Origin of the sequence: Acinetobacter sp. SA01 (assembly GCF_011319235.1) — a bacterium.
Lineage (GTDB): Bacteria > Pseudomonadota > Gammaproteobacteria > Pseudomonadales > Moraxellaceae > Acinetobacter.
The window spans coordinates 1-26,321 of the sequence record NZ_WXXM01000009.1; the positions used below are offsets into that span (position 1 = coordinate 1).

The 26,321-nt window shown below is 41.8% G+C and carries 28 protein-coding genes and 3 tRNA genes; 15 read left to right on the forward strand and 16 right to left on the reverse strand.

Annotation, left to right across the window (positions count from 1 at the left end):
• The 4 genes from GTU69_RS09650 to GTU69_RS09665 form a co-directional block, all read left to right on the forward strand.
• Window positions 1-641, forward strand: a 641-nt coding sequence (locus tag GTU69_RS09650; protein ID WP_171522018.1) for a cytochrome d ubiquinol oxidase subunit II, incomplete at its 5' end; no start/stop codon positions are given.
• A 9-nt stretch (window positions 642-650) separates the two neighbouring features.
• On the forward strand, window positions 651-758 hold the full coding sequence (locus GTU69_RS09655; protein WP_004973777.1) for a DUF2474 family protein: 108 nt from the start codon (window positions 651-653) through the stop codon (window positions 756-758).
• A 127-nt stretch (window positions 759-885) separates the two neighbouring features.
• Complete coding sequence (locus tag GTU69_RS09660; RefSeq protein WP_086194969.1) at window positions 886-1,203, forward strand: hypothetical protein; 318 nt, start codon at window positions 886-888, stop codon at window positions 1,201-1,203.
• A gap of 715 nt (window positions 1,204-1,918) precedes the next feature.
• On the forward strand, window positions 1,919-2,233 hold the full coding sequence (locus tag GTU69_RS09665) for a LysR substrate-binding domain-containing protein (RefSeq protein WP_240921618.1): 315 nt from the start codon (window positions 1,919-1,921) through the stop codon (window positions 2,231-2,233).
• Between the two features lie 225 nt (window positions 2,234-2,458).
• Here the strand turns inward: GTU69_RS09665 and GTU69_RS09670 are convergent, their stop codons facing one another.
• From GTU69_RS09670 to GTU69_RS09680, 3 genes are all read right to left on the reverse strand, one after another.
• Entirely contained in the window at window positions 2,459-3,433 is a 975-nt protein-coding gene (locus GTU69_RS09670; protein WP_166170098.1) for a class I SAM-dependent methyltransferase, read from the reverse strand.
• 338 nt (window positions 3,434-3,771) lie between these two features.
• Complete coding sequence (locus GTU69_RS09675; RefSeq protein ID WP_166170100.1) at window positions 3,772-4,470, reverse strand: pirin-like bicupin family protein; 699 nt, start codon at window positions 4,468-4,470, stop codon at window positions 3,772-3,774.
• A 182-nt stretch (window positions 4,471-4,652) separates the two neighbouring features.
• A complete protein-coding gene (locus tag GTU69_RS09680) occupies window positions 4,653-5,888 on the reverse strand; it encodes a L,D-transpeptidase (protein ID WP_086194972.1) in 1,236 nt (411 codons plus the stop codon).
• A 203-nt stretch (window positions 5,889-6,091) separates the two neighbouring features.
• Here GTU69_RS09680 and hemE point away from each other — a divergent pair, with 203 nt between their 5' ends.
• From hemE to GTU69_RS09705, 5 genes are all read left to right on the forward strand, one after another.
• On the forward strand, window positions 6,092-7,162 hold the full coding sequence (hemE, locus tag GTU69_RS09685) for a uroporphyrinogen decarboxylase (RefSeq protein ID WP_086194973.1): 1,071 nt from the start codon (window positions 6,092-6,094) through the stop codon (window positions 7,160-7,162).
• Between the two features lie 38 nt (window positions 7,163-7,200).
• Complete coding sequence (locus GTU69_RS09690; RefSeq protein WP_171522020.1) at window positions 7,201-8,001, forward strand: DUF817 family protein; 801 nt, start codon at window positions 7,201-7,203, stop codon at window positions 7,999-8,001.
• A 146-nt stretch (window positions 8,002-8,147) separates the two neighbouring features.
• Window positions 8,148-8,618 carry a DUF3015 family protein gene (locus tag GTU69_RS09695; RefSeq protein WP_166170104.1) on the forward strand — a complete coding sequence of 157 codons (471 nt, stop codon included), beginning with the start codon at window positions 8,148-8,150 and terminating at the stop codon, window positions 8,616-8,618.
• An 86-nt stretch (window positions 8,619-8,704) separates the two neighbouring features.
• Window positions 8,705-10,606, forward strand: a complete 1,902-nt coding sequence (locus tag GTU69_RS09700; protein WP_166170106.1) for a DUF4105 domain-containing protein — start codon at window positions 8,705-8,707, stop codon at window positions 10,604-10,606.
• A gap of 140 nt (window positions 10,607-10,746) precedes the next feature.
• Window positions 10,747-12,123 carry a diguanylate cyclase gene (locus GTU69_RS09705; RefSeq protein ID WP_166170108.1) on the forward strand — a complete coding sequence of 459 codons (1,377 nt, stop codon included), beginning with the start codon at window positions 10,747-10,749 and terminating at the stop codon, window positions 12,121-12,123.
• A gap of 89 nt (window positions 12,124-12,212) precedes the next feature.
• On the opposite strand, the gene GTU69_RS09710 is transcribed toward GTU69_RS09705, so the two are convergent.
• From GTU69_RS09710 to GTU69_RS09735, 6 genes are all read right to left on the reverse strand, one after another.
• Window positions 12,213-12,572, reverse strand: coding sequence for a cupin domain-containing protein (locus tag GTU69_RS09710; protein ID WP_166170110.1), 360 nt, complete (start codon window positions 12,570-12,572; stop codon window positions 12,213-12,215).
• A gap of 114 nt (window positions 12,573-12,686) precedes the next feature.
• Window positions 12,687-13,235: a GTP cyclohydrolase I FolE gene (folE, locus tag GTU69_RS09715; RefSeq protein WP_171522021.1), complete on the reverse strand. Its 549-nt coding sequence runs from the start codon at window positions 13,233-13,235 to the stop codon at window positions 12,687-12,689.
• Between the two features lie 94 nt (window positions 13,236-13,329).
• Window positions 13,330-14,019: a Smr/MutS family protein gene (locus tag GTU69_RS09720; RefSeq protein WP_166170114.1), complete on the reverse strand. Its 690-nt coding sequence runs from the start codon at window positions 14,017-14,019 to the stop codon at window positions 13,330-13,332.
• Between the two features lie 15 nt (window positions 14,020-14,034).
• Entirely contained in the window at window positions 14,035-14,841 is an 807-nt protein-coding gene (gene trpC, locus GTU69_RS09725; RefSeq protein ID WP_166170116.1) for an indole-3-glycerol phosphate synthase TrpC, read from the reverse strand.
• Window positions 14,842-14,859: 18 nt separating this feature from the next.
• On the reverse strand, window positions 14,860-15,906 hold the full coding sequence (gene trpD, locus GTU69_RS09730; RefSeq protein WP_166170118.1) for an anthranilate phosphoribosyltransferase: 1,047 nt from the start codon (window positions 15,904-15,906) through the stop codon (window positions 14,860-14,862).
• A 17-nt stretch (window positions 15,907-15,923) separates the two neighbouring features.
• Window positions 15,924-16,508: an aminodeoxychorismate/anthranilate synthase component II gene (locus GTU69_RS09735; protein ID WP_166170120.1), complete on the reverse strand. Its 585-nt coding sequence runs from the start codon at window positions 16,506-16,508 to the stop codon at window positions 15,924-15,926.
• Window positions 16,509-17,473: 965 nt separating this feature from the next.
• Here GTU69_RS09735 and glnA point away from each other — a divergent pair.
• The 4 genes from glnA to ubiA all read left to right on the forward strand — a co-directional run bounded on the left by glnA (window position 17,474) and on the right by ubiA (window position 20,757).
• Entirely contained in the window at window positions 17,474-18,889 is a 1,416-nt protein-coding gene (gene glnA / locus GTU69_RS09740; RefSeq protein WP_171263131.1) for a type I glutamate--ammonia ligase, read from the forward strand.
• A gap of 92 nt (window positions 18,890-18,981) precedes the next feature.
• Window positions 18,982-19,257, forward strand: coding sequence for a hypothetical protein (locus tag GTU69_RS09745; protein ID WP_166170122.1), 276 nt, complete (start codon window positions 18,982-18,984; stop codon window positions 19,255-19,257).
• Window positions 19,258-19,360: 103 nt separating this feature from the next.
• Window positions 19,361-19,861, forward strand: coding sequence for a chorismate lyase (locus tag GTU69_RS09750; RefSeq protein WP_166170124.1), 501 nt, complete (start codon window positions 19,361-19,363; stop codon window positions 19,859-19,861).
• 17 nt (window positions 19,862-19,878) lie between these two features.
• Complete coding sequence (gene ubiA, locus GTU69_RS09755) at window positions 19,879-20,757, forward strand: 4-hydroxybenzoate octaprenyltransferase (RefSeq protein ID WP_166170126.1); 879 nt, start codon at window positions 19,879-19,881, stop codon at window positions 20,755-20,757.
• Between the two features lie 80 nt (window positions 20,758-20,837).
• Here the strand turns inward: ubiA and GTU69_RS09760 are convergent, their stop codons facing one another.
• Window positions 20,838-21,722, reverse strand: coding sequence for a LysR family transcriptional regulator (locus GTU69_RS09760; protein ID WP_166170128.1), 885 nt, complete (start codon window positions 21,720-21,722; stop codon window positions 20,838-20,840).
• 188 nt (window positions 21,723-21,910) lie between these two features.
• Between GTU69_RS09760 and GTU69_RS09765 the strand changes: the two genes are divergently transcribed.
• On the forward strand, window positions 21,911-23,653 hold the full coding sequence (locus GTU69_RS09765) for an FAD-dependent monooxygenase (RefSeq protein ID WP_166170129.1): 1,743 nt from the start codon (window positions 21,911-21,913) through the stop codon (window positions 23,651-23,653).
• Window positions 23,654-23,793: 140 nt separating this feature from the next.
• Complete coding sequence (locus GTU69_RS09770) at window positions 23,794-24,036, forward strand: hypothetical protein (RefSeq protein ID WP_166170131.1); 243 nt, start codon at window positions 23,794-23,796, stop codon at window positions 24,034-24,036.
• Window positions 24,037-24,097: 61 nt separating this feature from the next.
• Here GTU69_RS09770 and GTU69_RS09775 read toward each other — a convergent pair whose 3' ends face one another.
• The 6 genes from GTU69_RS09775 to GTU69_RS09800 form a co-directional block, all read right to left on the reverse strand.
• Entirely contained in the window at window positions 24,098-24,544 is a 447-nt protein-coding gene (locus GTU69_RS09775) for a DUF2726 domain-containing protein (protein WP_166170133.1), read from the reverse strand.
• A 54-nt stretch (window positions 24,545-24,598) separates the two neighbouring features.
• Window positions 24,599-24,674 (reverse strand) — tRNA-Asn (locus GTU69_RS09780).
• A 103-nt stretch (window positions 24,675-24,777) separates the two neighbouring features.
• Entirely contained in the window at window positions 24,778-25,083 is a 306-nt protein-coding gene (locus GTU69_RS09785; RefSeq protein WP_166170135.1) for a hypothetical protein, read from the reverse strand.
• 197 nt (window positions 25,084-25,280) lie between these two features.
• Window positions 25,281-25,356: transfer RNA gene (locus GTU69_RS09790), tRNA-Asn, on the reverse strand.
• A gap of 5 nt (window positions 25,357-25,361) precedes the next feature.
• Window positions 25,362-25,437: transfer RNA gene (locus GTU69_RS09795), tRNA-Asn, on the reverse strand.
• 158 nt (window positions 25,438-25,595) lie between these two features.
• On the reverse strand, window positions 25,596-26,222 hold the full coding sequence (locus GTU69_RS09800) for a superoxide dismutase (RefSeq protein WP_166170137.1): 627 nt from the start codon (window positions 26,220-26,222) through the stop codon (window positions 25,596-25,598).
• Window positions 26,223-26,321: the final 99 nt, after the last annotated feature.

Here is a 26,321-nt window from a genome sequence, read left to right on the forward strand (position 1 = left end):
TCTTGAGCTCATTTTTCCAAGGATTGATTTTGGGAGCCTATATTCAGGGGATTAAAACCACGAATGGCATCTATACTGGCGGTGGTCTGGACTGGTTAACACCTTTTTCCCTGTTTACCGGTCTAAGTGTGGTTGTACTGTATGCAACCTTGGGATGTGGCTGGTTGATCTTTAAAACCGAAAAAATGCTGCAGAATCGCATGTTTGAACTGATGCCAAAACTGCTCATCGCATTATTGCTGATTTTTGCCTGTGTCAGTATTTATACGCCTTTGCTTCATCATGAAATTGCAGCGCGCTGGTTCAGTCAACCGCAACTCTTTTATTTTAGCCCGGTACCCGTACTGGTTCTGCTGTTTACCTTCCTGGCAATCAAAGCCTGTAAGCAGCGCAAGGAGTTCCTGCCATTCATTTATACTTTGGCTTTGGTAATTCTCGCTTATAGCGGTTTTCTGATTAGTTTATGGCCTTATGTCATTCCACCATCTATCACTATCTGGGAGGCTGCAGCACCTGCCAGTAGTCAATTATTTGCCCTTATTGGCGCACTGATCTTAATTCCGATCATTCTTATTTATACCGGATTATCGTATTGGGTTTTCAGGGATAAAGTGCGTGTGGGTGATGAAGGTTATCATTAAGGAGGCTGAATGAAAATTTCTGAATTGAAATGGTTTATTGGCTTATGGCTGGCTGGTTTTTTAAGCTTGGCCTTGGTTGCAGGGCTATTTAGATTGCTGTTGAAATTAGCGTATTAAGTTTTAAACACAGATCAGTGGGAGTTCTCACTGGTCTGCTGAATCAAGATACGGTATGTTAATCATAAAGCTGTTCATGGAATTGAACCAATTGAATCAGACAATTCATATCAATCAGGAGTCGATAATGAAAAAATATCTTTTTTGTGTAGGCATTGAATTTAAAAAAGCATCAGATCCATCGGAATCTTATGCGTATGTGACAGCTTATTTAGGCGCAAAAAACATCGATGAAGCAATTCAACGGGTGAAAAAACAGCTGGAGCAAGAAGGAAATGAAATCCTGTTTGTCCGTGGTTGTTGGGTCGTCGATTCAGACTGTGATGATGGTTTCTGTCCAACAGATGAGAGTAAAGTACTTGCAAAAAATGACTTGCTCTTTAATGACCAGATCTTGTTTGGAAAGTTACAGGAATGGTCTATCGATAATAACTACGAATACTAATTTCGTGAACGATGCGTCAGTTGGTTTTCTTTCTGATGTATCGTGCTTTATCCCAGTCCATGTATGGTCAGTGATGAACAGGAACTATGTTCGTTAACAGACAGAACATCATCTGATTCAAATAGCTGTGGATAATGCTGGTGACATTCTAGTAGTGAAAAGTATTTACAAAGAGTTTGAAGAATACTAGAAAGAATAACAAGAAAAGCAATCCTTGTTCGCTAGAACTCATCAGAGTCTTAACATAAAAGCTATTCCAATCTTATCGGAATTACGCTGAGAATCGTAAATTGCAGTTGAGATATAAATTTCAAACTGTTTTTGTCATGTAGAAGTTTCTATATTCACAGACCTCATAAAATATGAAGGGGTATATTTTTCCCTTCCAGCAGTTAAATTGCTTTTGCATCTTTTTTATGCAGCCATAACAGAGATAAGGCCGATAGAATAATCCAAGGTAGGAGAGCAATATTCATGATTTGCCATCTCCAAATATCTAATAAAGCTCCAGCACTGAAAGAACAGGCTAACCTGACAATGGGAGTGGAAGCTGGTCTGGACTTGTCGCTGAAAAATTAATGGGAGAAGAAACGTTTCCCGTCTGTTCACCCACCTTTTATCAAGCACATTTAGAACAATTAAAGTCTCCTGAAGGATTGTTAAATTTACCTTTAATTCATGATCTTTCAATGGATCATCACTCTGGTTTCACGACTTGGGATATACATGGTTACATTTTCATCAAATAACTAATGAAGATAATCCACGGGGTCTCAAAATCAATAATTCAGCTGCGGTATTACAGGCTGCAATTAATGGTCAAGGAGTAGCACTCGCGAGAAGTGTCATGATCTATGATGATTTAAGAGCAGGGCGTCTGGTCCGCCTGTATCCAGAAATAAAATGTCCTTCCACTTTGGCTTATTATGTTGTTTACAGAGAAGAATGCCGGACTTTACTCAAGCTGAGTGCATTTAAAGACTGGCTGATACAGCAGGCTCAACAGGCTGATATTTTGGAGTTAATTTGACGATGCGCTGATGAATAAGTCCCGCCGGGTCCCCCATTTTAAAAAACGTGTCGATGATATTGCAGAGCCGACTGTCATTGATGCGGTTCAGCTATAGCTTCCTAATTCATCCTAAAACAGAATAGGTGGAAAAGCGGCGACTGATTTAACTGTAGTCGCTTTATTTTTTAATGGTTTCGATTTTAGCTAAACGCCTTTTAAAGTCTTTCAATATTGCAGCCGCTTTTAATCCATCAGTTCCGCCTTCACCAAAACCAAAGCAATCCTTTCAATCTGCTGATAAGCAGGCTGATCCAGTTCTTCACCAAAAACATCGGGATCAATTTCTTCATAACACCAATCGATACTCGGTTGCGACAGCATCAACTTTTCAAGCTGTTGTAAAAAAGGGTTACCGTCTGGACGAATAGCTACACCGGTATATAAAAATAAACATCCTTGAGGATTAAGCCGCTGAATGCCTTCTTTTACAATATTGAAGGCGAGTTCATTACCATCGAGTTGATCGCCACCATGACGATATTGACGCTGATCAGCATCCATTAAATAAGGCGGATTGGCAAAAATAAGATCGAACTGTCCTGCAAGATAAGTAAATAAATTGCTGTAAACCGGAGTGATATTATTTAAACCTGCAAAGCTGGCATTGATTTGACTATACAACAATGCTTTCGGATTAAGATCCGACACGGTTATTTCATTAAAGTCAGGATAATGTTTAGCCAGACTAATCGCAGCAGCCGAACTGCCACAGCACAATTCCACAGCACGTTTAAATGAATGGGGACGAGCTGCTAAATATTGTTTAAGATGGTATGCAAAGCGGTAAGTATCGGGACCAAAAAATACCGAATCGTGTTGAAGGGTTGGGAAACTTGAATGAATAAATAATTCACGATCAAGCGAAGCGACACGTACATCACTCAGCCATTGATGATCATCCTGAAAATGGATGAGCCGATTTTCTTTTAGAATTTCAAAAAGTGCCGGATCAAGATCGGTTTCGGCAAATGCCAAATTCCAGCCAAATATATCTCGAAGCGTAATTAGGGTGTTCTTTTCTTGTCTTTTTCGGCTCAGAATACTTTGATGGGAAAGTGGGGTAATGGCGGTAAACTGATAGTCTCGTTGTTTTAAGAAATCTAATAAAAAAAGCAAAGCCTGTTGTTGAACGGTATCGACATTCAAAATTTGGTTCATATGGATGTTCTCTTCTGATTATTAAAAACCAATTCCGAGGTTTTGGAGCTTATTTAAGCTTTTGAAACGAGGTGTGACCAGACGAGTCCTGATTGATTAAAGGGCTTTTTATCGGGTAATTGCATACAAACGACAAGCTTGATTTTCGCCTAAAAAGCAGTTGATTTGGGTAAAAAAGTGCTGCTGATTGGTTAGATTTATATTTTTGTATAGATCGATAAGACAGGCTATAGACAACAATTAAATTTGAATAAATTATTCATTTTATTATTTTATTTAAATAGTTTGAGATGACTACCTGACAGTAATCATCTCGAACTTGGAGGTATAAAATGACTTTAATCTTGCAGTTCAGGCAAATCAAACCAGATGACTTGAGCATCTTGCAAAGCTTCAATCTGACTTGCCTCTAAAAAGGCAATGGCACCGCCAGCTTCTACAGTATGCTCTGCAATCTTGATTGAACCCGAAATAACATGCACATAATTAATATATTGGGTCGCTTCAATGTTTAGGCTTTGACCCTGGTTAATCACTGCAGTTTTAACTTCGGCTTGCTGACGAATATGCATCGGTGCATTTTCATTAGGACCAACAATCAAATGCCATTGATTCGGCTGTTCACGTGGGTCACATTTGATTTGTTGATAGTTTGGTTCTGCATTGCGTTCATTTGGAATAATCCAGATCTGTAATAAATGAACCGGCTCATCACCTTGGTTAATTTCACTGTGCTGAACACCTGTGCCGGCACTCATCAGTTGCCATTCACCGGCAGAAATTCCACCTTCATTACCCATGCTGTCTTTATGAGAAATCGTTCCCTTAAGCACACAGGTCAAGATTTCCATATTGTCATGGGGATGGGTGCCAAAACCATTATGCGCTGCGATTAAGTCATCATTAATTACACGCAAGGCGCTGATACCCATGAGTTTTGGATTATACCAGCTACCAAAGGAGAAGCTGTGTTTAGACTCAAGCCAGCCCATGTTTACATGACCGCGGTTGTCACTGGGGTGTAAAAAAGCATTCATATTGATGCTCCTATCATTATTTTAAACATGAGCTTATTTTAATGGTTTGAAAATGACATAGAAATCATAAAACGGCAACAAGTCATCCTGTTTTTGAAACGATGATGTTTATATTGTTGAGGCAGTAGTTTATAAAAAAGCCTGCAACAGATGCAGGCTTTTCTTGATACAGGGTGCAGGGATTATTCCAGGAATTTAACCGTGACACCCGATTTGACTTTTTTACCCAAATCATTAGCATCCCAGTTGGTCAAACGGATACAGCCATGCGATGCAGTTTTAGAAATGGCAGATGGATTTGGTGTACCGTGGATACCAAATGATTTTTTACTTAAACCGATCCAAATGTTTCCGACAGGAGCATTTGGACCTGGTGGTAAAGAAAGCGGTTTTGTATTATTGCCTTGAATAAAGTTACTTGGTGAATAGCTGTACCATGGGTTTTGCGCTACACCGGTAATTTTATAAGTACCTGTAGGGGATGGTGTATCTGAGCTACCAATTGTGGCAGGGAATGAGCCAATCATCTGGTTACGACTATTAAATAAGTACAGTTGTTTCGCACCTTTATGCGCAACGATCAGATGAATATCTTCTGGAACTTCATTGCGGATATTGGCCACAATAATTTTTTCACCAGCTTTTTTGAAGGTTGCCTTAGGATTTAACTTTTTCAAAAAGTCTTCATCCATATGGAATTTTTCACCCAGCATTTCGGTTACGCGCGTGTAATACAAACCTTTCATTTTGGCTTGCAAGGCATAATCATGCGGAATGGTTTGTGCATAAGGACCTTTCAAGTCTGCATCGGTAATTGTATATTCAATAAATGCAGGCTTAGCACCTTGGCGAGCAATCAAAGCATCCCAAGTTTCCTGAGTTAAAATACCTGTCGGTTTAATGCCGTTGATTTGCTGGAAGGATGCAATGGCTTTGAGGGTATTTTTACCACTAGCACCATCAATCGCACCTGGAGAAGCATGGGCATTGTTGAGCATCACATGGGCACGTGCATAAACAGGGAATTGGCCTTTACCAATATTGTCATACCATGTAGCGTTATTTAAACCTTCTAAGGTCCAAGAGGCTTTCGCAGAAGCAGGAGTAGTAGTTGGCGTGCTCAGTGTTTTTGTAGTCGGTGCAGCACCAATCGCAGCATTATTATCTTCAGTATTTTGAAGATCTTGCAGGGTTTGCGAGGCCTTGTTCAGGTCATTTTGTTCTTGTGGGGTAATCTGTGCATTCGCAGTGCTTGCAGCACCAGATGCGGCATCGGTTGCCAGTGGGTCAATCGGATCTTGAACCGCCGTATTCGCAATCTTTTGAGGATTTAATGGTTGTTCAGCAGTAGATGCGGCAAACGCTGTACCCGCAAAAATGCAACTTAAACTCATGGCGAGTAATGTGCGAACGTACATGTAATTCAACCTTAAGAATTATTCATTAACTATGTGACAAAACTAGGCAAGTATTGCAGAAAAAATGAGGAGATGCAGTATTTGTTTTGTGTAAAAAAAATTTTACATTTAACGTGATCGATTTTTAGCTGCAAGAGAAGTTACTAAATTTTCGACCTTTTTGTTATGATGGTTCGAAGATTAAAAATGAGATGGGAAAGTAAATGACGACGCTAAAAAACGATCGTTTTCTGCGGGCCTTATTGCGTGAGCCGGTAGATACCACACCAGTTTGGATGATGCGTCAAGCAGGACGTTATTTGCCTGAATATCGTGAAACACGTGCCAAAGCAGGTGATTTCCTTTCCCTGTGCAAAAATAATGATTTTGCCTGTGAAGTGACCTTACAGCCTTTGCGTCGTTATGACCTGGACGCTGCCATTCTATTTTCAGATATTTTAACCGTGCCAGATGCTTTGGGGTTGGGCTTGTATTTTGAAGCGGGAGAAGGTCCAAAATTCCATAAGACTATCCGTACCGAGCAAGATGTGGCGAATTTACCCAATTTTAATGCCAAATCCGATCTTGATTATGTGATGAATGCAGTAAGCACTATCCGTTCAGCCTTGGGTGGTCAAGTGCCGTTAATCGGTTTCTCGGGTAGCCCGTGGACATTGGCCACTTATATGGTGGAAGGCGGTTCCAGCAAGGAATTTCGCTATACCAAACAGATGATGTATGCACAGCCTGAAGTGTTACATGCTTTGCTGGACCGCTTGGCGATTGCGGTGATTGATTATTTAAATGCGCAAATTGATGCTGGAGCACAAGCGATACAGATTTTTGACAGCTGGGGTGGTGCGCTGGCACATCGTGAATATATCGAATTTTCACTGAATTACATGCAAAAAATTGTTGCCGGTTTAAAACGTGAAAAAGACGGACGTAAAGTTCCGGTGATTTTATTTACCAAAGGCGGCGGTCAGTGGCTTGAACCGATGGTGGCAACTGGTGCTGATGCCTTTGGACTGGACTGGACTACATCTTTGAACGTGGCACGTCAAACTGTGAATGGCCGTGCTGCATTACAGGGCAACCTCGATCCGGCCACTTTATATGGTAATGCTGCATCGATTGAAAAAGCCACCAAAGCCATGCTGGATGACGCTTATGCGGGTGGTGAAAAAACAGGTTATGTGGCCAATTTAGGGCATGGTATTACCCAGTGGGTTGATCCTGCGAATCCTAAAGTGTTTATTGATACAGTGCATGAATACAGCGCTAAATATCTTTAAATCTGTATGAGTTAATTCATTATTAGGATTCAACCTTGATCAGTTTTTTTAAATCATGTTTTGAGTTCTCATTTAAGGCAGCTTCGGCTGCCTTATTTGGGATATTGCTGCTGATTGCTTTTGCACTTAGCGCCTCTATGGGCAATCAGGAGTTTTACGGCCTCTTCAGATATGATTATTTATTGTTCTATGCCTTGATCATTCAGGTCTGTTTGCTGTATTTAAAACTGGAATCGTGGGCCGAAGCCAAAGTCATTGCCTTGTTTCATATCATGGCCATGGGCATGGAAATTTTTCTGACCCATCCTCAGATAGCATCCTGGCAATATCCACAGCCGGCGGTGTTTAAAATACTGACCGTACCCTTATTTGCCGGATTTATGTATTCGGCAGTGGGCAGTTTTTTTGCACGCTCACTCAGACTGTTTCAGGTGTCCTTTGAGAAACTGCCAAGCTTTCCCAATATGCTGGTTTTGGCGGTTTTTTCCTATATCAATTTCATGAGTAAATTTTTTGTTCCCGATATCCGCCTGTTTCTCTTCGCCTGGAGCGTGATCATTTTCTGGAAAACCAAAATTCGCTTCCAGTTGCAACAGCATCAGCTACAACTCCCGATGTTGCCCGTACTGATTGTATTAGCGTTTATAATCTGGATTGCAGAAAATATCAGTACTTTTTACAGAATCTGGCTGTACCCCAGTCAGGTCGATGCCTGGCATATGGTCGGCTGGGGCAAGATGGGTTCCTGGTATTTACTGTTGCTCTTGAGTCTGGTGTTGGTGTTAAAAATATTGGGTAATCGCAGCAAAGATGAAGTCTGGACTTTAAAAAACAAATAACTTCAATGTTTTATGTGGTAGGTGATGACTTTGGTGTAAATTGTTTTGCCTTATAAGAAAGTTGCCGCTATCTTACAGAGGTGTAATAAAATTTACACAATGGTGAAGAATTAGAACGCTTGAATAATAAATTTTGGAGAATAACCATGTTGAAAAAATTAGCTTTAGCTGCAGTGATAGCGCTCGGTTCTACAGCAGCATTTGCAGATCGAGATGCAGGTTGTGGTATCGGTTCTCAAGTCTGGGCAGGTCAATCCGGTAAAGTACCTAAAATTCTTGCTGCAACAACCAATGGACTTTTTGCCAACCAGTTATTCGGTATTACCTTTGGTACGCTAGGTTGTAGCGGTACAGGGACAGTGACTGCTCAAGCAGTGACTTTTACCAATGAAAATGCCGAATCTTTAGCACGTGATATGGCCGTTGGAGAAGGGGAAAGCCTAAATGTACTGGCTGAACTTTTAAATATCAAAGCACAAGACAAACCCCGTTTTTTTGCGGTTTCTAAACAAAACTTCACTAAAATTTATGCTGCAGAAAATCACGATTCACTTCAGGTACTTGCTTCTTTGCAAGCGGTGATGGCTAAAGATGAAGTGTTGAAAGCCTACGTATAATAGATAAACACAAAACCCTGTCATTCTGACGGGGTTTTTTCTTATTTTACCTTTCTTCTTGAACAAAAGATAAATACCCAATTTGCATGAAATCACTTGCGTTCGTTCTTGCTTTAACCTTTTCCACAATGACCTACTCGGCAACGGCTATTCAAAGCATTGAAGCTCATATCGCTCAGCCCTACATAGAACGTGCAGCACAACAAAAACTAGATCAAGACATTACTTGGCGCAGACTTATGTATGCCGATAAACAAGGGCAAAGTGAAGTCAGCTATGCAGGTTATTTCTTATCGCCAAATGGTCAAGTTGATTTAAAACAGGAATTGCAGGCCAATATTCAGGCTTTATTTCAACCCTCAGCGCCGAATCGGTCGCTGCGTTGTCGCTTTCCAGCACGCAGCCAGTGGTTAATGCAGCAACTGCATATTTCTGAACAGCAATTGCCTGTGGTTACTTGTCCGGAACTGGACGACTGGATTGGTCAAATCAAGCCTTATAAAGCCACACTGATTTATGCAACCGACTTTATGGGCAATCCCAGTTCCATGTTTGGGCATACCTTGCTGCGCCTGGATCCCCAAGATCAGAAACAGCTGAATTTGGTATCCTACGCCGTGAATTATGCAGCCACAGTCACCGATGGCGAAGGCTGGTCTTTTGCCTGGAATGGCCTAACGGGGCAGTATCCGGGGGAATATTCCTTAATGCCTTATTACCGTAAGGTTAAGGAATATGGGGATCTGGAAAGTCGGGATTTGTGGGAATATGAACTTAGCTTAACTCCTGACGAAACCCGATTTTTGGTACAGCACATTTGGGAAATGAAGCATGTGAGTTTTCCTTATTACTTTGTTAGTGATAACTGTGCCTATCGTTTATTGGGGCTGATTGATCTGGTTCGTCCAGCACTGAATTTAAAGCAACAGTTTAAAGTCGCAGCCATTCCTGTTGAAACCATGAAAGCCATTGAGCGGCAGGGTTTGGTCAAGGAAACGATCTATAGACCGGCTTTAGAAACCCAGCTGTTATCGCAAGCCAGACAGCATGGCAAAAGTCTGGCTAAAGTGGCGCATCAAGTCGCTTTTGCCGAACCTATAGAAATGTCTAGGCAAATGGAGGCGTATCAGGACTTGGATAAAGCCAAGATTTTAGAAATGGCCTATGATGATTTATACCTGCAATTTATCGGGCGTAAAGTTGAGCCGGTTTTTGCCCAGCCACGCTTGCGCCAGCTATTGAGTATGCGCAGTGAAATAGATCTGGAAAAACAACGCCAACAACCACAACGCCCTAAAGTAGACCCTACTCAAGCACATGATGCCCGTCATTTTTCGGTCAATATGGGGGAGTTACAGGGTGAGAAGTTCGTCGAGTTGGGACATCGTCAGGCTTATCATGACCTGATTGATCCGCAAGGGGGCTTCAGGACGGGTACGCAGTTGCTATTTTGGGATGGTTCAATTCAGTATCGTGATGATGAGTTGAAACTGGAGCATTTTAATTTTCTCAACGTGAATTCTTATAACCCTATAACTCCATTTAAAATGCCACTGAGCTGGGGTTTTAACTTTGGCTGGAAGCAGGAAGCTTTGGAACAAAATGGTCAGTTCAGTGAGCAGGAACAACATGGCATTGCCAATTTACAGGTTCAGATGGGCTATAGCTATGCAAACCCGGCACGTGAACATTTGTGCTATATGCAACTGCAAAACCATATACAGGCCGGCAAGGCTTTAGATCAGGGCTGGCGTGTCGGGATGGGACCGACTATAGGTTGTCAAAATATCTGGTCAGATCACATCAATAGTCTGCTACAGCTGGAATTACCGTATTGGGAAGATTCCAAGCAATGGCAACTTAAACTGAACACCCAGTGGCAATATGTCCTGAATCCGCAAAATGTCATTCGTTTTAATTGGCAATATCAGCAACAAGATCATAAGGACTGGATGAAAACCAGTCTGGGCTATGTACGTTTTTTTTAATACTTTATAAAAATAAATTTATTTTTTCTCATTACTTATGAAAAAACATCGAATAGTTCACAAAGTTATTTTTATTAAAATTTGTTATATTAGTCATCTAAACATCTCCCTCATATTCAAAAGCTGTTGGAATCAATTGTATGAATACTGAAAGTATTGCTGTGCTTGCCGCACAATGGAAGTCGGTTTGCCAGGACTTTTCAACAACTGATTTAAACGATACTTTTCAATTTATTCAAGCGCATTCCCAGACCCTGGTCGATGAGTTTTATAAAGATATCATGCAGGAAAAGGAAGCATCCTATTTCTTATCCGATGATATGGTTCAGAACCGTTTAAAAATCACGCTGAATCAATGGTTAATCGATTGCTTTAATGTGCCCTTGCAGCAGAACTTTATCGAGATTGTCGAAAAGCAGCTGATGGTGGGTAAAGTCCATGCGCGTATCGGCATTCCATCATGGTTAATTATGCGGGGTATCGGTGAAATTGAGAAGAAAGTCTTTTTGCTTCAGACCGAGCAGACGCAAGAAAACCGTCTGGCCATTGCAGCGTATATTGTGCAGATACTGGGTTTTGCTTCGGAAATTATGTGTCGCTCCTATGAAGTCAATCTGGAAAAAAATAATGACACAAAACATACCTATCGTTTATTTTCTGCCATGCAGGATGTGTCGGCGCAAAAGGACAAGCAACGCAGTTCATTATTAGACTGGGAAAATGAGCTGATGTTTAAGGTATTTTCGGATGAGCCGAAATTTACACATCCCTTGCTGTCAAAATCTGAATTTGGCTTATGGTTTATTCATAAAGCTGCTTATGCGTTTACGGGAACTGAGCAGGTCTCGACCATTATTGACCGTATTCACCAGATTGATTTGCTGAGCCAGCAAGTTTTAAATGCCACTGAAAGAGAGCAGGCCATTCAGCTGATCCAGCATATTCGTGAAAACAACAGGGAGATTCAGCATCTGGTCGATCAACTGTTTCAGGTGGCTGACTATATCGACTCGGGCAGTGATTCCCTTACTCAACTGCTCAATCGGCGCTATTTACATACCATTGTTTCGCGTGAAATTAATTTTTCCCGTAAAAATAATGCTCCCTTGTCTTTGCTGGCTATAGATGCCGATTACTTTAAACGGATTAATGACAAATTCGGCCATGCAGCGGGTGATTCAGCTTTAAAGTTTATTGGTGAAGTCCTGCTCACTTCCATTAAGGGCAGTGATTATGCATTCCGTGCAGGTGGGGAAGAGTTTTTATTGTTGCTGGTAGATAGCGATTTGGTTCGGGCACAAGAGATTGCAGAACAGGTCCGTAGCCGGATTCAGGAAACTACCATTCGTACCAGCATGGGCATCAGTTTTAATTTTACAGTCAGTATCGGCTGTGCATTATATGATGGTCATCCAGACTATCAGCGTTTTCTGGATGCAGCAGATGCAGCACTCTATGCAGCAAAAAATAATGGCCGAAACTGTATTCAAGTCACCAAGCAGGTTGCGAGTTCTTAATCTGGAAAAATCAAATCGATGAATAAAAAACTCCTCATATTCAGGGAGTTTTTTATTTGAAAATTTATGGTGAGTTATATTTTTAAAAGTTAGGCTTCGACAATCACGTAGTATTTTTTCACAGCTTCAAGCACTTCAAAGCTTCCCTTAAAGCCGGGCGGAATAATCCCAGCATTTCCAGCAGTCACTTCAATATAAGTTTCGGTCGCTTGGTCGTGGATGCGAACTACACCTTCAATCACCTGAAAGAACTCCTGTTTGTTGTCGGCAAACTGAATATTCCAGCAACCGACTTCACAATGCCAGATGCCACAGTCCATATTGGCATGTTCATACAGGCTATACGTTTCACGTTGAGGATTGCCTTGAACCAAACGGTCAGGGCGGGGGTAATCAATTGATTTTTCAGCGTGCGTTAAACCTTGTCCAGCTAACAGAATTTGCGACATGATCGGTCCTTAATATATGTGCTTCAATCAGGAGATATCAATTTTTGTACGGTGTTATTTAACCACACACAAAAAAGCCTCAATCGCGATTGAGGCTTTTTTTTTAGAATTAAATTAATAGCTTTCAGGCAAGGCAGCCAAAAATTCACGACGTTCATCTTTATTGGTTTTGAAATCACCCACAAAAGACACAGTACGGGTAGTCGATTCCTGTTTGCCTACACCGCGCATCATCATGCACATATGCGCAGAATCAATCATTACCGCAACACCACGTGCTTGAGTCACTTCAGCCACCGCCTCAGCAATTTGCTGGGTCAGGTTTTCCTGTATCTGCAAACGGCGTGCAAACATTTCAGTAATGCGGGCAAATTTGGATAAACCCAAAACCTGCCCTTCAGGTAAATAGGCAATATGCACACGGCCATAGAATGGCAATAAATGATGTTCGCAGAGTGAATAGAATTCGATATTTTTGACCAAGACCATTTCACGGTTGTCAGAAGGGAAGACCGCATTATTTGTCACTTCTTCCAAAGTTTTGCTATATCCAGACGTTAAATACGAAAAAGCTTTAGCAGCACGCATTGGCGTATCTTTAAGACCAGGACGATTAAGATCTTCACCAACGGCAGTTAAAATGTTGGCGTAGGATTGCTGCATAGACATAAGACGTGTTCACTTACACTGATATTGAACAAGGACGGCATTGTAGCAGAAAACCGCTACAATGCCCTGTTTTAGAGAAAAATTCCGATTACTGTTTGAATTTTGGGTTCTTTTCTGCACGTTTTAGCAGAACCAGAACAGCACCGGTGCCACCTTGCTTTTCAGGTGCACTGACAAAGGCTAAAACATCACGGTGCTGACGCAGCCAGCCATTGACATAGGTCTTTAAAATGGCTTCAGGACCTTTGCCGTGCACAATTTTAATAACATTCTGATTTTCATCTTTGGCCATTTGAATAATCTGGAGCACCGCAACACGGGCTTCTTCCACCGTACAGCCATGCAAATCAACTGCTTCAAACCAGCGTAGGTTACCTGCTTTTAAATCTTCAAATACTTTATGCTGCAAAGTTGCAATGCGATAGCTTAAGGTCGCCTGACTGGCTACCGGATTGAGCATGGCCTGTGTATCAGACAACTCTGCCTGATCGGTTTGCATAGGGCCGGTCGCAGCTGCACGTTTCGCTAAAGTTTGTGCATCTGGCTTTTTCTTTGACGCTCTTTCAAGTTTTGCAATGTTGCTAGTGTCCATCTTTTTGACACCTTGCATTTGCTTTTGAAAAAGCGCGAAGTCATCTTCCTGCTCTTGTTCAGCAGTCTTTTGCACAGGCTCAGGCTGCTTCGTAATCTTCGAGGAATGCGGATTAGTGATTTGCTTTTTAAAAGATTTCAGTAAATTGTACTGATCTTTCGAAAGCGAAGAATCATGTTTACTCATAATCTTAATTATTCATCAAACAGTTTCAGGCTGACCAAATAATGCCGTAAAGGCATGATCTGGACGAGGCTGTTTCATAAAACTTTCACCCACAAGGAAGGCATGAATATCATGTTCTTGCATCATGTGGACATCATCTGGTGTGGCAATGCCGCTTTCAGTCACCAATAAACGTGAGGGTTCGAGCAATTTTTTCAAACGCAGCGATGTATTTAAATCGACATCAAAGGTTTTTAAATTGCGGTTGTTTACACCTAGCAAGCAACGTTCTGAAAGTTTCAGTGCACGTTCCAGCTCATCTTCATCGTGTACTTCAACCAGTACATCCAGATTATGTTCGAATGCGGTTTTAGACATTTCTTCCAGTTGCTGGTCAGACAGACATGCCACAATTAAAAGAATACAGTCTGCATGCAGGGCACGGGCTTCAATCACGCCATAAGGGTCAATCAGAAAATCCTTGCGTAATGCCGGCAGGGCACAGTGTGAACGGGCAATCTGGATATTTTCGTCGGCACCCTGAAAAAAGTCCACATCTGTCAGTACAGACAGGCAGGCTGCGCCAGCTTGCTCATACTGCTGGGCAATTTCAGTAGGATTAAAATTCTCACGAATCACGCCTTTAGATGGAGATGCTTTTTTGATTTCTGCAATCACACCTGGGCGCTTGTGTTGTAAAGACTGTGCAAAACCACGCACAGGCGTTGCTGCTTGTGCCAGTTCTTCCACATCTTTATAGCTGCGTTGCTTAAGACGGGCAGAAAATTCTTCCTGCTTACGGTCGACAATTTTGCCTAAAATTGTATTTGCGATATCTACCATGATCTTTGCCCTACCGTCTTAAGCTTCGTATTCTTTTAAAGTTTTGGTGAATTCAGACAAAATGCCCATTTTTTCTAAAGCTTGACCGCCATAGATAATGTCATGTGCCAAAGCGACACCTTGCTTATAGCTATGGGTCAAGCCTGAAACGTAGATACCTGCACCGGCATTGAGTGCAATCATATTTGCCGCCTTTTCACCGATTGCAGATTTTTTCTTGCCTAAAGCATCTTTAATTAAAGCCAGGCTTTCAGCTGCACTATCTACAGAAAGGCCGGTTAAAGTTTGCGATTCAATGTCGACTGCTTCAGGCTGAATTTCCCATTCCGTGATTTTACCATCTTTCAGTTCAGCCACATAAGTTGAAGAGGCAAGACTGATTTCATCTAAGCCATCTTTAGAATGCACTACCATGGCATGTTCTGCGCCCAGCTGTTTCAATACTTCAGCCATTGGGCGACAAAGTTCAGTGGAAAATACGCCAATCACAAAGCGTTTCACCCCGGCCGGATTGGTGAGCGGGCCAAGCAGGTTGAAAATACTGCGAAAGCCGAGTTCTTTACGCGGACCAGCAGCATATTTCATCGCTTTATGGTGATTCGGTGCAAACAGGAAGCCAACCCCCATTTCACGGATGCAGCGTTCAGTTTGTTGCATGTTCAGGTCAAGATTAATTCCTGCCTGTTCAAGCAAATCAGAAGAACCTGATTTGGATGACACACCACGGCCACCATGTTTGGCAATGGTGGCACCAGCAGCTGCAATAACAAAGCTTGATGCAGTCGATACGTTAAACAGGTTCTGGCCGTCACCCCCTGTACCCACAATATCAACTAAATGTGGAAGATCGCTGACATCAATTTTAATTGCAAATTCACGCATGACACGTGCAGCGGCAGTAATTTCATCAATACTTTCGCCTTTTAAGCGCAGTCCCATCATCAAGGCACCAATCTGGGCATCAGTGGCCTGACCATTCATGATGGTACGCATCACGTCTTCCATTTGCGGTTGAGTGAGTTCGATATTTTTAGTGATGTTATTTAAAGCTTGTTGAATATTCATAATCTTTGTAGCGCTCATTATGCGTAAATTTCTAAAAAGTTTTTAAAGATCTGATGACCGTGCTCACTCAGAATGGATTCAGGATGGAACTGCACGCCTTCGACCGGCAATGTCTTATGTTTCACACCCATGATCTCTTCCATAGAGCCATCTTCTTCATTGGTCCAGCAGGTCACTTCCAGGCATTCTGGCAATGTCGCCTGATCAATCACCAGTGAGTGATAGCGCGTTGCAGAAAATGGGCAAGGGAGATTACTGAAAATCCCTTTATTGCTGTGATACATCTCCGATAAACGGCCATGCATGACTTTTTTAGCCCGAATCACATTTCCACCAAAAGCTTGTCCAATACTTTGATGTCCCAGGCATACGCCCAATAGGGGGATTTTACCGGCAAAGTGCTGGATCGCTGGAATAGAAATACCTGCTTCGGAGGGAGAACAAGGGCCAGGACCAATGACGATATACTTCGGTTGCCATCGCTCGATATCTTCCAATGTCACGGCATCATTACGGACTACTTTTACTTCCTGATTTAACTCGCCAAAATACTGCACGATGTTGTAGGTAAAAGAGTCATAGTTGTCGATCATTAAAAGCATGAGCTAACCTATTGAAATTTGCGCACATATATGTGCTCGAATAGTCCAAGAATACTCGCATGATTCAGATTTTCACTGCCTGGTCCAACTTAAACTAAAGGCAGTAAAACGGCTAAAAAAATGGAGTGCGAATCATCATAGCAAAAAATAAACATTTTCGGCTGAACTATTTCCATGATAATGATTTTATAGAAATCACTACATGAGAATAAGCTGATTTATTTGCATTTTATGTTGAAGAAAATTCATTGAAGATGAGGTTAATCATCTTATGTTATTTTGAAAATACGCTACAAGTACCACCTCCATTTAAAAGCTTAATATAAGATACTTAGTTTTTATTAGTAATAAACTATTTTTAAGTAAGTATGGCGCTAGTTAAATTAATTTGATTGAAGTTTGGCTTCATAAAGGTTCATAAAACTGTTGCAATCAGATTGGCAGCTTGTCACCAAAATGGCGCAGAGTATTTCACGCTTTCGACTGTTTGAAATATCTGCAATTTAAGGGCCAAAAATAAAAAACATATCTATAATAATAAGATAGCTTGTATTTATGCTTTAGGTGAGTTTTAGCTTGAAATAGAAAATGCTGAAAATATTCAATAATGAAATCATTAACATGACAGAAAATAAATTATTAAGAATTTATTTTAAGCGGAACTGATGGATATTCAGGCAAATCGCAAGAAAAATAGGACTCTTATAAAAGGGAAAAATAAATGTGCACCAATTTGATACACTAAAAGCTACTTTTCAAGTAAATGTGATTATGAGTGTTTGAATATGGTGCATTTAGATTTACACACAGTATAATAGTAACAAAGCAAAAGGCTCAAATCTTCTATTCTGATAAAGAATTCAATATTTTAGCTTTGCTTTTTAAAAGTTGGTACGAGAATTGCTTTATAGATACCAACTACTAACACGCACTTAGCAGGTGCAACAAAAAATCATCGGAGCAAAATGAGCATGGCGAACAAGGTCCTTCAACTCATCCAAGAAAGTGGCGCAAAATGGGTCGATTTTCGCTTTACTGATACTAAGGGTAAAGAGCAGCACGTAACTTACCCTGCAGATACAATCGACGAAGATACTTTTGAAGACGGTAAAATGTTTGACGGTTCTTCAATTGCTGGTTGGAAAGGCATTGAAGCATCTGACATGATCTTGCGTCCAGACGCTGAAACATGTTTCCTTGACCCGTTCTTCGCTGAAGCTACAGTTGTGGTAACTTGTGACGTAATCGAGCCATCTACTGGTCAAGGTTATGAACGTGACCCACGCTCTATCGCTCGCCGTGCAGAAGAATACTTAAAATCAACAGGTATCGGTGATACTGCATTCTTTGGTCCAGAACCAGAATTCTTCGTTTTTGACGAAGTAAAATGGGACATCGACATGTCTGGCGCGCGCCACACATTGATCGCTGAAGAAGCTGCCTGGTCTACTGGTAAAGATTACGAAGCTGGTAACTCTGGTCACCGTCCACGTGTTAAAGGCGGTTACTTCCCGGTTCCTCCTGTAGATTCTTCACAAGATATGCGTGCTGATATGTGTGCTCGTATTGAAGACATCATGGGTCCAGGTCGTGTGGAAGTACATCACCATGAAGTTGCATCTTGCCAGTTAGAAATTGGTGTGAGCTTCAATACTATGGTGCGTAAAGCTGACGAAGTTCAACAGTTTAAATATGCAGTTTGGAACGTTGCACACCAATATGCTAAAACTGCGACTTTCATGCCTAAACCAATGGTAGGTGACAACGGTTCTGGTATGCACGTGCATATGTCAATCTCTAAAGATGGCAAGAACCTGTTTGCTGGTGATGAATATGCAGGCCTTTCTGAAATGGCATTGTACTTCATCGGTGGTGTGATCAAGCATGCTCGTTCATTGAATGCGATTACTAACCCATCTACTAACTCGTACAAACGTTTAGTTCCGCATTTCGAAGCGCCGATCATGCTTGCTTACTCAGCACGTAACCGTTCTGCTTCTATCCGTATTCCTTACGTTTCTAGCCCTAAAGGCAAGCGTATTGAAGCACGTTTCCCAGATCCAATGATGAACCCGTACTTAGGTTTCGCTGCATTGTTGATGGCTGGTCTTGACGGTATTCAAAACAAGATTCACCCAGGTGAAGCTGCTGACAAGAACTTGTATGATCTTCCTCCTGAAGAAGAAGCTAAAATCCCTACAGTGGCTCACAGCCTGGATATGGCGCTTGAAGCTCTTGCAGCGGATCATGATTACCTGCTTAAAGGTGGCGTGTTCACTAAAGAAATGCTTGAAGCCTATATCGAACTTAAAACTGAAGAAGTACGTCGTCTGAACACGACTACTCACCCAGTTGAATTTGATATGTATTACAGCCTGTAATTCATATTCGAATTTAGGTTCAAGAAAAACCCGCGCTTGTCGCGGGTTTTTTTTGTATGATCTATTCAATTACTTGAAGTATGTACACGACTATGGCGCAGCGTAAAAAGCACACCGGTTTTTTTCCTTGGATTGATCCAAAGGATCATGAAAAAGGATTTAAACTGAACTTTTCAGAAGTGACTTATATTGAGGTTGGGCGAACAGTGGAAGGCTATAAGCAAGCTGAGTTCGTCGCTTTGAAAAATCCTGAACTGGCTCTGGATTATACTTATCCTAAAAGTTTTTATTTAACTGCCGAAGGCATGATTTTAATTAAAACTCCGCAGGGAAAATTTGAAGTCATCGCCAAAACAGACAACAGTTAAACCAAAATTTCATTTTAAATTAAATGATAACAAGTAAGCTCCAGTCTTCTGAATATCATTTAAACTGTGTATAAATTTTCATATTTTTAAGAGCTTTATCGTTATGCGTGAACCGCGTGCATACGCAAATCAAAATTCAACTATTTTACCTGCATTCAAGCCGTGGTTATATGCTTCAGGTTCACTGACACAACAATTAACCGATTTGGCGGGTGGGGTATTCAAGGTTCAGCCTATTGAAGAGCATTATCAACGTTTAAGTCGGGTTGATAGCCGCTGGATGAACATGCCGCATCAGCATACCTCCTGGGTACGTGAAAGCTATTTATATGGTTGTGATGCAGAGCCGTGGGTCAAAGCGAAAAGCATTTTTCCAATCCTAAGCTTGCAGCGTCGGGCACGCCTTTTTAAGCATATTGGTAAAAAACCTATAGGATGGTTTTTATTTCAACGCACAAACCCTATATGTCAGCGTCGTGTCATTCTGCTGGAAGATGGCTGGACACGACAAAGTTGCTATACTTGGCATGGTTGTAAATTTATTGTGCAGGAAACTTTTTTACCTGCATTTGAGCAATTTATTCAACAAAAAATTAAACAGTAATCTGGTTAAGGATGGTCATGGCAACTGCGCATCAAATTACCTGGCGTGAACGCCTGGAAGCTTATTATTATCTCTGTCGTTTTGATAAGCCTATTGGTACGGAACTGGTGTTTTGGCCAACCATGTGGGCGCTATGGATTGCTAATCACGGCATGCCATCCATCAGTATTTTGATTCCCATGATTTTAGGCACCATCTTTATGCGTGCGGCAGGCTGTGCCATTAATGATTTTGCCGACCGTAAAGTCGATGCACATGTGGAACGGACTAAAACCCGTCCACTGGCGACCGGAATTATCAGTGCTCAAGAAGCAATATATGTATTTTTAGCTCTGGTTGCTGCCAGTGCCTGTATGTTGTTCTTTTTGCCGATTGAAACCTTTTACTGGTCATTTGGGGCGTTGTTTCTGGCATTTATCTATCCGTTTATGAAGCGCTATACCCACTTGCCACAGTTGTTTTTGGGCGCGGCATTTTCATGGTCTATTCCGATGGCCTATACCGCAGTGGGACAGACACCGGATTTAACCTGCTGGCTTCTGTACTTTGGTAATCTGGCCTGGACCGTGGCTTATGATACTCAATATGCCATTACCGACCGTGAGTATGATTTAAAGATTGGTGTGAAATCCACAGCGATTTTATTTGGTAAATATGACATTGAAATTATTTCTTTATTGCAAGTTATTAGCCTTGTATTGATTGGCAGTGCCCTGTATTTGGAAAGTCTGTTGATGCCATTTGGTTTAATCGTATTGCTATGCGTTGCTGCAGATTTTATTTACCAATGGAGCAAAACCCATGATCGTGATCCACAGCGCTGTTTTTGGGCATTCCGTCATAACCGCTGGGTAGGCGTCATGATTTTTGCCGGAATTTTCCTTGCTTTGTTTTAGTAATTATTTGAAGTAAAAATCGTCATAAAAAAGTATCCGTATGGATACTTTTTATTATGGGTTAAATGTAGGCTGCGACATCAGTTCAACTGAGTTTGTATCTTTAGTTCTCGGGTAATGAACTGTAATGCGGCATTTTTTGAATTTTTTCTAAAACTGGCATACAGTTGCAAGGTAGGAAGTTCGAATTCGGTCGCAACCACTTGCACATGATCGCCGAGAAATTTTAGCAGGTATTCCGGAACGAAACTAAAGCCCAAGCCCATATTGATCATGTTGATATGTTGCAGAACATTGGTCACCCAAAGCATCTGATGATGCGGTAGATGTTTAAGCTGCAATTGTTGATTGATTTTTTCATAAAATACTGGCGAAGCACTTTGTTCACACATGATGATGTTCTGTTTTCTCAGGTACTCACGGTTGATCTGATGTTTAGAAGGATGTAATTTTTCTGCTGCCACAACATAGATTTTTTCAGTCAACAGGCACAGGTTTTCATAATCATCATGCTGCACGGCGTAACGAGTAAAGGTCAGGTCTAGCTCAGCATTTTTTAGGCGCTGAATCTGCTCAAGGCAGGTCAGGCTTTGCACATGAATTTGCAGATCCGGAATTTGCTGCTTGAGTTTGTCTAGAATTAAGGGCATGACCTTCAGTTCTGCCACATTTAAAAAGCCAATATAAATCTGGTTGTTTTTATTGTAGGCGACCTGACGTGCAGCAGAGATAGCGAGCTGGGCATTTTCCAGCGCATGCTGCGCATAAGGTAAAAAGGCTTCACCTTCATCAGTTAGACGGATTTTTTTAGCAGAGCGGTCAAACAGTAACACGCCGATTTCTTCTTCCAGGTCTTTAATTTGCTGGCTTAATGACGGCTGTGCGGTAAACATTTTTTCGGCCGCCTTGGTGAAACTGCCTTGCTGGACCACGCTGACAAAATACCTTAAATGACGTAATTCCATAATTCACCACACCTATAAACCCGATTGCACAGTCTCTTTCTGAGCTGATGCTGCAAATCAGATTATGAAATGTGGCAGACCTAAAAACTATGCAACCATAGTTTAAGTCTATGGGTGTTCTGCAAAATAACGTGGTTGCATACACTGAGATCAGACAGCTGAAGGGTGACATTGAAAAGGAGTAGGTGATGTCTGAGCAATTTGATACGGATGTGCTGGTGGTAGGAACAGGTCCTGCAGGGTCAACCTTGGGGCTGGCATTGGCCAATTATGGTATTAAAGTCCAGCTTTTTACCCAGTTTAGCTGGCTGGCCAACAGTCCACGTGCACATATTACCAATCAGCGGGCCATGGAAGTGTTGCGCGATCTCGGCGTAGAAGAACAGGTCAAGCAGATTGCCACGCCTTGGGAACAGATGGGGGAAAGCCTGATTACCACCAGTCTGGTTGGGGAGGAAATTGCCCGTTTAAGTGCCTGGGGTACTGGTGATGAACGGCATGGCGATTATATTAAAGGCAGTCCCTGTCCATTGGTGGATCTGATCCAGCCGAAAATGGAAGCATTGTTAGCAAAGAATGCCGCCGAACGCGGTGCGATTTATAACTTTAATACAGAATATCTGTCTCATACTCAGGATGAACACGGTGTGACGGCAACCTTTCTAAACCGGATTACCAATACCGAGTTTAGCTTACGTGCCAAATATCTGGTGGGTATGGATGGTGCACGCTCTAAAATTGTCGAGCAGTTAAATCTGCCGTTGGAAGGCGTCATGGCGCGTGCCGGTACTGTGTATGTGACCTTCAAGGCGGATTTAAGCCAATATGTGCAGCATCGTCCAGCAATCCTGCAATGGATTGTTAACCCCGAAGCCAGTTTTGGTGATTTGGGTATGGGGCTGTTGCGCGCTATTACCCCATGGAATGAGTGGATTATGGGTTGGGGCTTTGATATTTCCAAAGGTGAGCCGCAGGTGACTGAGGAACAGGTTCGTGCTCGCCTGAATGCCTTTGTCGGGACTGAAGTTGAAGAAGTCGAAATCCAAAAACTGTCGTATTGGTACGTAAATCAGACCTGGGCGACAGAGTATTCCAAAGGTCGTGTGTTCTGTGGTGGTGATGCCGTACACCGTCATCCACCATCCAGTGGTTTAGGCTCGAATACCTGCATGCAGGATGCCTTTAACCTCGGCTGGAAACTGGCCTATGCGGTGAAAGGCTGGGCCAAAGAAAGCTTGCTGGATTCTTATACTCGTGAGCGTGCACCTGTGGGCAAGCAAATTGTGGCCCGTGCCAATCAATCCCGCTTTGACTATAAGCATTTGAAAGATGTCTTTGGTTTTGATCATGGTGTAACAACACAGGCAGAGATGTTACAGCGAATTTTCGCTGAAGATGATGCGGGTGCTGAAATTCGTCAAAAATTATTCCAGGCGCTCGAGATTAAGCATTTCGAATTTAATGCCCAAGGGGTAGAGCTAAATCAGCGTTATGATTCAAATGCTGTGATTGCCGAGGCGACAGCGGAAACCTTTATGCAAGATTCGCAGCTTTACTTGCAGGCAACGACACGCCCGGGGGCAAAAGTGCCGCATACCTGGTTGATTAATGCTAAAGGACAGAAGCAATCGACCCTGGATATCGTAGGACAGGGCCGCTTTACCTTGTTGACCGGGCTGTCTGGTACAGGCTGGAAAAATGCGGTGCATGCTATGAATTTACCTTATCTGGATGTGATTCAGATTGGTTCCCGCGAATACCGCGATGTTTACGGAACCTGGGACCAGAAATCTGAAATCCATGAAGCGGGTGCGATACTGGTACGTCCGGATGGTTATGTGGCTTGGCGAATGCAAGACAAGCCTGAAGCTGGTTTTGATTATGTAAAAACCTTGCAAGAGGTATTGCAGCAAATTCAGCTTGCTGTCTGACTGTGGAGATAAAAAGCCGGTTTCGACCGGCTTTTTGATGCGGGTTTACAAAGTAGGTGAATGATCTATTGAGACGGCACAGGGTTTTGTTATATTGGACAGGTAAATTTAGTGTGTATATAGATTGACAGGTATTGATTATGTCGCAGTCAGGCGCGAAGCCAAATCCCAAGAAGATGATTATTCTGATGAGCCTTGGTTTACTTATCCCGATTTTTCTTGTCTCTATGGCTTATCTGGCAGTCAGTAGCGATGAGAAAAACCAGCAAAAATACAAGCAGCAACAGGCTGAAATGCTGGAACGGATCAAAGCTCGTGAAGCAGCTGAACAGGCTGCTTCTAAGCCCACTGTAGAGCTGTCTGAACAGCAAGCCAGCAAATAATTGAGATCGATACTAATTCAGCCACTGCATCATACGGTGGCTTTTTTATGTCGAAATAGAATTAATTTAAAATGTCTTTTTTTAAGTTGTGGGTACTTGGAATATCGGTATAGCGATAGACCTGATAGCCTGCTTCGTTCAGCATGGCATCACGCTCGGCATCTTCCTGTTCCTTACCGAGATGGCTGGGATCATCCAGTTCAATAATCGCGACCACTTCGAGCTTTTGATTCAGTAAAACGAAGTCGGTAACTTTACGGTTGAACTTGTTGCGTATCTTAAAGTTATTATTGGTGATTAAGGCACTAAAAGCGACTTGAGCCAAGATGTGATGCTGTGGAAAAGCTTCTTTCAGCCGGATAAACATTTTACTTTCAAAAGGCGTGATCACACGTTTAGGGAAAAATTTCTGCTGTGGTTTGAGCAGTTGCTGAAAAACAAGGGTCAGCAAGGCAAGAGTGGCAATGCAACCAATAATGAAAAAAGTGGCTTGGCTTGAGTCGAACACAATAAAATCTTGATATAAGAAAAAACCCACTCTGTTGAGTGGGTTTTTAGAATTTGGCTCTCCAACCTGGGCTCGAACCAGGGACCTGCGGATTAACAGTCCGTCGCTCTACCGACTGAGCTATTGGAGAATCTGGTACGCATTCTATGTATCTCAGCTTACAGGGTCAAGAGTTTAGTGTTAAAAAAGCCATGAAAATGAATTGAATGTTTTAAAAATAAACTTATTTCTGGTTATTTAAGTGATTTTATTAGGTCTATATAGTTTTCTTTGCTTTGTAATGGGTGGGCTTGACGGCATTCGTCCAGCAATTTCATCACTTCAGCTTGGGTAAGCTCAGGTTTGAGTTGCTGCTGAATGTGTTTTAAAACCTCCGGGTTCTTTTGGACTAAATTACGGGTGCAATGAAACAGGCGTTCATACATGAGCGCGGAAGCCTGCTTTTTATTTTCAGAATTTTGACTACATTGAAACACTGCAAACATCACAATAATCAAAATAATCCAGAAAATGAGAGATTTTAACCAGGTGGCATTCATAGCAGTTTATTAGAATATTGTTATTAGAATGAACATAACCAAATTTTAATCAGCGAACAAGAGATAGGAGAATGATCTACAATTTTAATAAAAAGTGATGACTCAAAAGCATAGATCGTAAAAGTGCAGATTGCAGGAAATGTAAATCTGCTGAATAAAAAAAGCCCACTTCGCAATGAGTGGGCTTTTTAGAATCTTGGCTCTTCCACCTGGGCTCGAACCAGGGACCTGCGGATTAACAGTCCGTCGCTCTACCGACTGAGCTATGGAAGAATAGATGGCTCTCCAACCTGGGCTCGAACCAGGGACCTGCGGATTAACAGTCCGTCGCTCTACCGACTGAGCTATTGGAGAATCTGATGCGCATTTTAGGGATGAAAACTAAAGTCGTCAACAAGATAATGTAAAGAAATGAATTATTTGCTTTATTAATATGCGTTTGGGTCCTGAAAATAAAAAAATCACCCATAAAGGGTGATTTTTTAAGCAAAAAATAAAAAATATTTTATTTCTTATTTTTCAACGCCAGCAGCTTGACCAGCATATTTAGCATTTGCGTAATCCCAGTTTACCAAGCTTTCCAGGAAAGTTTTGATATAAGCAGGACGTGCATTGCGGAAGTCGATGTAGTAAGCGTGTTCCCAAACGTCAATAGTCAACACAGCAACTTTACCATGAGCAAGTGGAGTGTCGGCATTTGAAGTTTTAAGGATAGAAAGGTTGCCATTTACTTCATCAGCAACCAACCAAGCCCAGCCTGAACCGAATTGAGTGGTTGCAGCAGCAGCGAATTCTTCAGCAAATTTTTCATAAGAGCCGAAAGCTTCATCAATTTTAGCCGCTAAAGCACCAGTCGCTTTACCACCACCATTTTTAGCCATACAGTTCCAGTAGAATGTATGGTTCCAAACTTGAGCCGCGTTGTTGAACACGCCAACTTTAGCAGCATCACCAGCAGATGCTTTAATGATTTCTTCTAAAGTTTTACCTTCCAGGTCTGTGCCTTTGATCAGGTTATTCAAGTTTACAACGTAAGTGTTGTGGTGTTTGTCGTGATGGTATTCTAAAGTTTCTTTGCTGATGTGCGGAGCAAGATCTTCGTAACCGTATGGAAGTGCCGGTAAAGTAATCATTGTCATGTCTTCAATTCCTTGCATTTTGCTGGGTTTTAACATTAAGTGGCTTTATTGTAATAGATTCTTGAGGAAAATTGCGCATTGCTTATAAATAACAATACA

Bases quoted from the DNA above. Each gene is read 5' to 3' on its own strand.
- GTU69_RS09655 (WP_004973777.1), top strand. From the start codon at position 651: ATGAAAATTTCTGAATTGAAATGGTTTATTGGCTTATGGCTGGCTGGT.
- GTU69_RS09660 (WP_086194969.1), top strand. From the start codon at position 886: ATGAAAAAATATCTTTTTTGTGTAGGCATTGAATTTAAAAAAGCATCA.
- GTU69_RS09670 (WP_166170098.1), bottom strand. From the start codon at position 3,433: ATGAACCAAATTTTGAATGTCGATACCGTTCAACAACAGGCTTTGCTT.
- GTU69_RS09675 (WP_166170100.1), bottom strand. From the start codon at position 4,470: ATGAATGCTTTTTTACACCCCAGTGACAACCGCGGTCATGTAAACATG.
- GTU69_RS09680 (WP_086194972.1), bottom strand. From the start codon at position 5,888: ATGTACGTTCGCACATTACTCGCCATGAGTTTAAGTTGCATTTTTGCG.
- hemE (WP_086194973.1), top strand. From the start codon at position 6,092: ATGACGACGCTAAAAAACGATCGTTTTCTGCGGGCCTTATTGCGTGAG.
- GTU69_RS09695 (WP_166170104.1), top strand. From the start codon at position 8,148: ATGTTGAAAAAATTAGCTTTAGCTGCAGTGATAGCGCTCGGTTCTACA.
- GTU69_RS09700 (WP_166170106.1), top strand. From the start codon at position 8,705: ATGAAATCACTTGCGTTCGTTCTTGCTTTAACCTTTTCCACAATGACC.
- GTU69_RS09705 (WP_166170108.1), top strand. From the start codon at position 10,747: ATGAATACTGAAAGTATTGCTGTGCTTGCCGCACAATGGAAGTCGGTT.
- GTU69_RS09710 (WP_166170110.1), bottom strand. From the start codon at position 12,572: ATGTCGCAAATTCTGTTAGCTGGACAAGGTTTAACGCACGCTGAAAAA.
- folE (WP_171522021.1), bottom strand. From the start codon at position 13,235: ATGCAGCAATCCTACGCCAACATTTTAACTGCCGTTGGTGAAGATCTT.
- GTU69_RS09720 (WP_166170114.1), bottom strand. From the start codon at position 14,019: ATGAGTAAACATGATTCTTCGCTTTCGAAAGATCAGTACAATTTACTG.
- trpC (WP_166170116.1), bottom strand. From the start codon at position 14,841: ATGGTAGATATCGCAAATACAATTTTAGGCAAAATTGTCGACCGTAAG.
- trpD (WP_166170118.1), bottom strand. From the start codon at position 15,906: ATGAATATTCAACAAGCTTTAAATAACATCACTAAAAATATCGAACTC.
- GTU69_RS09735 (WP_166170120.1), bottom strand. From the start codon at position 16,508: ATGCTTTTAATGATCGACAACTATGACTCTTTTACCTACAACATCGTG.
- glnA (WP_171263131.1), top strand. From the start codon at position 17,474: ATGAGCATGGCGAACAAGGTCCTTCAACTCATCCAAGAAAGTGGCGCA.
- GTU69_RS09745 (WP_166170122.1), top strand. From the start codon at position 18,982: ATGGCGCAGCGTAAAAAGCACACCGGTTTTTTTCCTTGGATTGATCCA.
- GTU69_RS09750 (WP_166170124.1), top strand. From the start codon at position 19,361: ATGCGTGAACCGCGTGCATACGCAAATCAAAATTCAACTATTTTACCT.
- ubiA (WP_166170126.1), top strand. From the start codon at position 19,879: ATGGCAACTGCGCATCAAATTACCTGGCGTGAACGCCTGGAAGCTTAT.
- GTU69_RS09760 (WP_166170128.1), bottom strand. From the start codon at position 21,722: ATGGAATTACGTCATTTAAGGTATTTTGTCAGCGTGGTCCAGCAAGGC.
- GTU69_RS09765 (WP_166170129.1), top strand. From the start codon at position 21,911: ATGTCTGAGCAATTTGATACGGATGTGCTGGTGGTAGGAACAGGTCCT.
- GTU69_RS09770 (WP_166170131.1), top strand. From the start codon at position 23,794: ATGTCGCAGTCAGGCGCGAAGCCAAATCCCAAGAAGATGATTATTCTG.
- GTU69_RS09785 (WP_166170135.1), bottom strand. From the start codon at position 25,083: ATGAATGCCACCTGGTTAAAATCTCTCATTTTCTGGATTATTTTGATT.
- GTU69_RS09800 (WP_166170137.1), bottom strand. From the start codon at position 26,222: ATGACAATGATTACTTTACCGGCACTTCCATACGGTTACGAAGATCTT.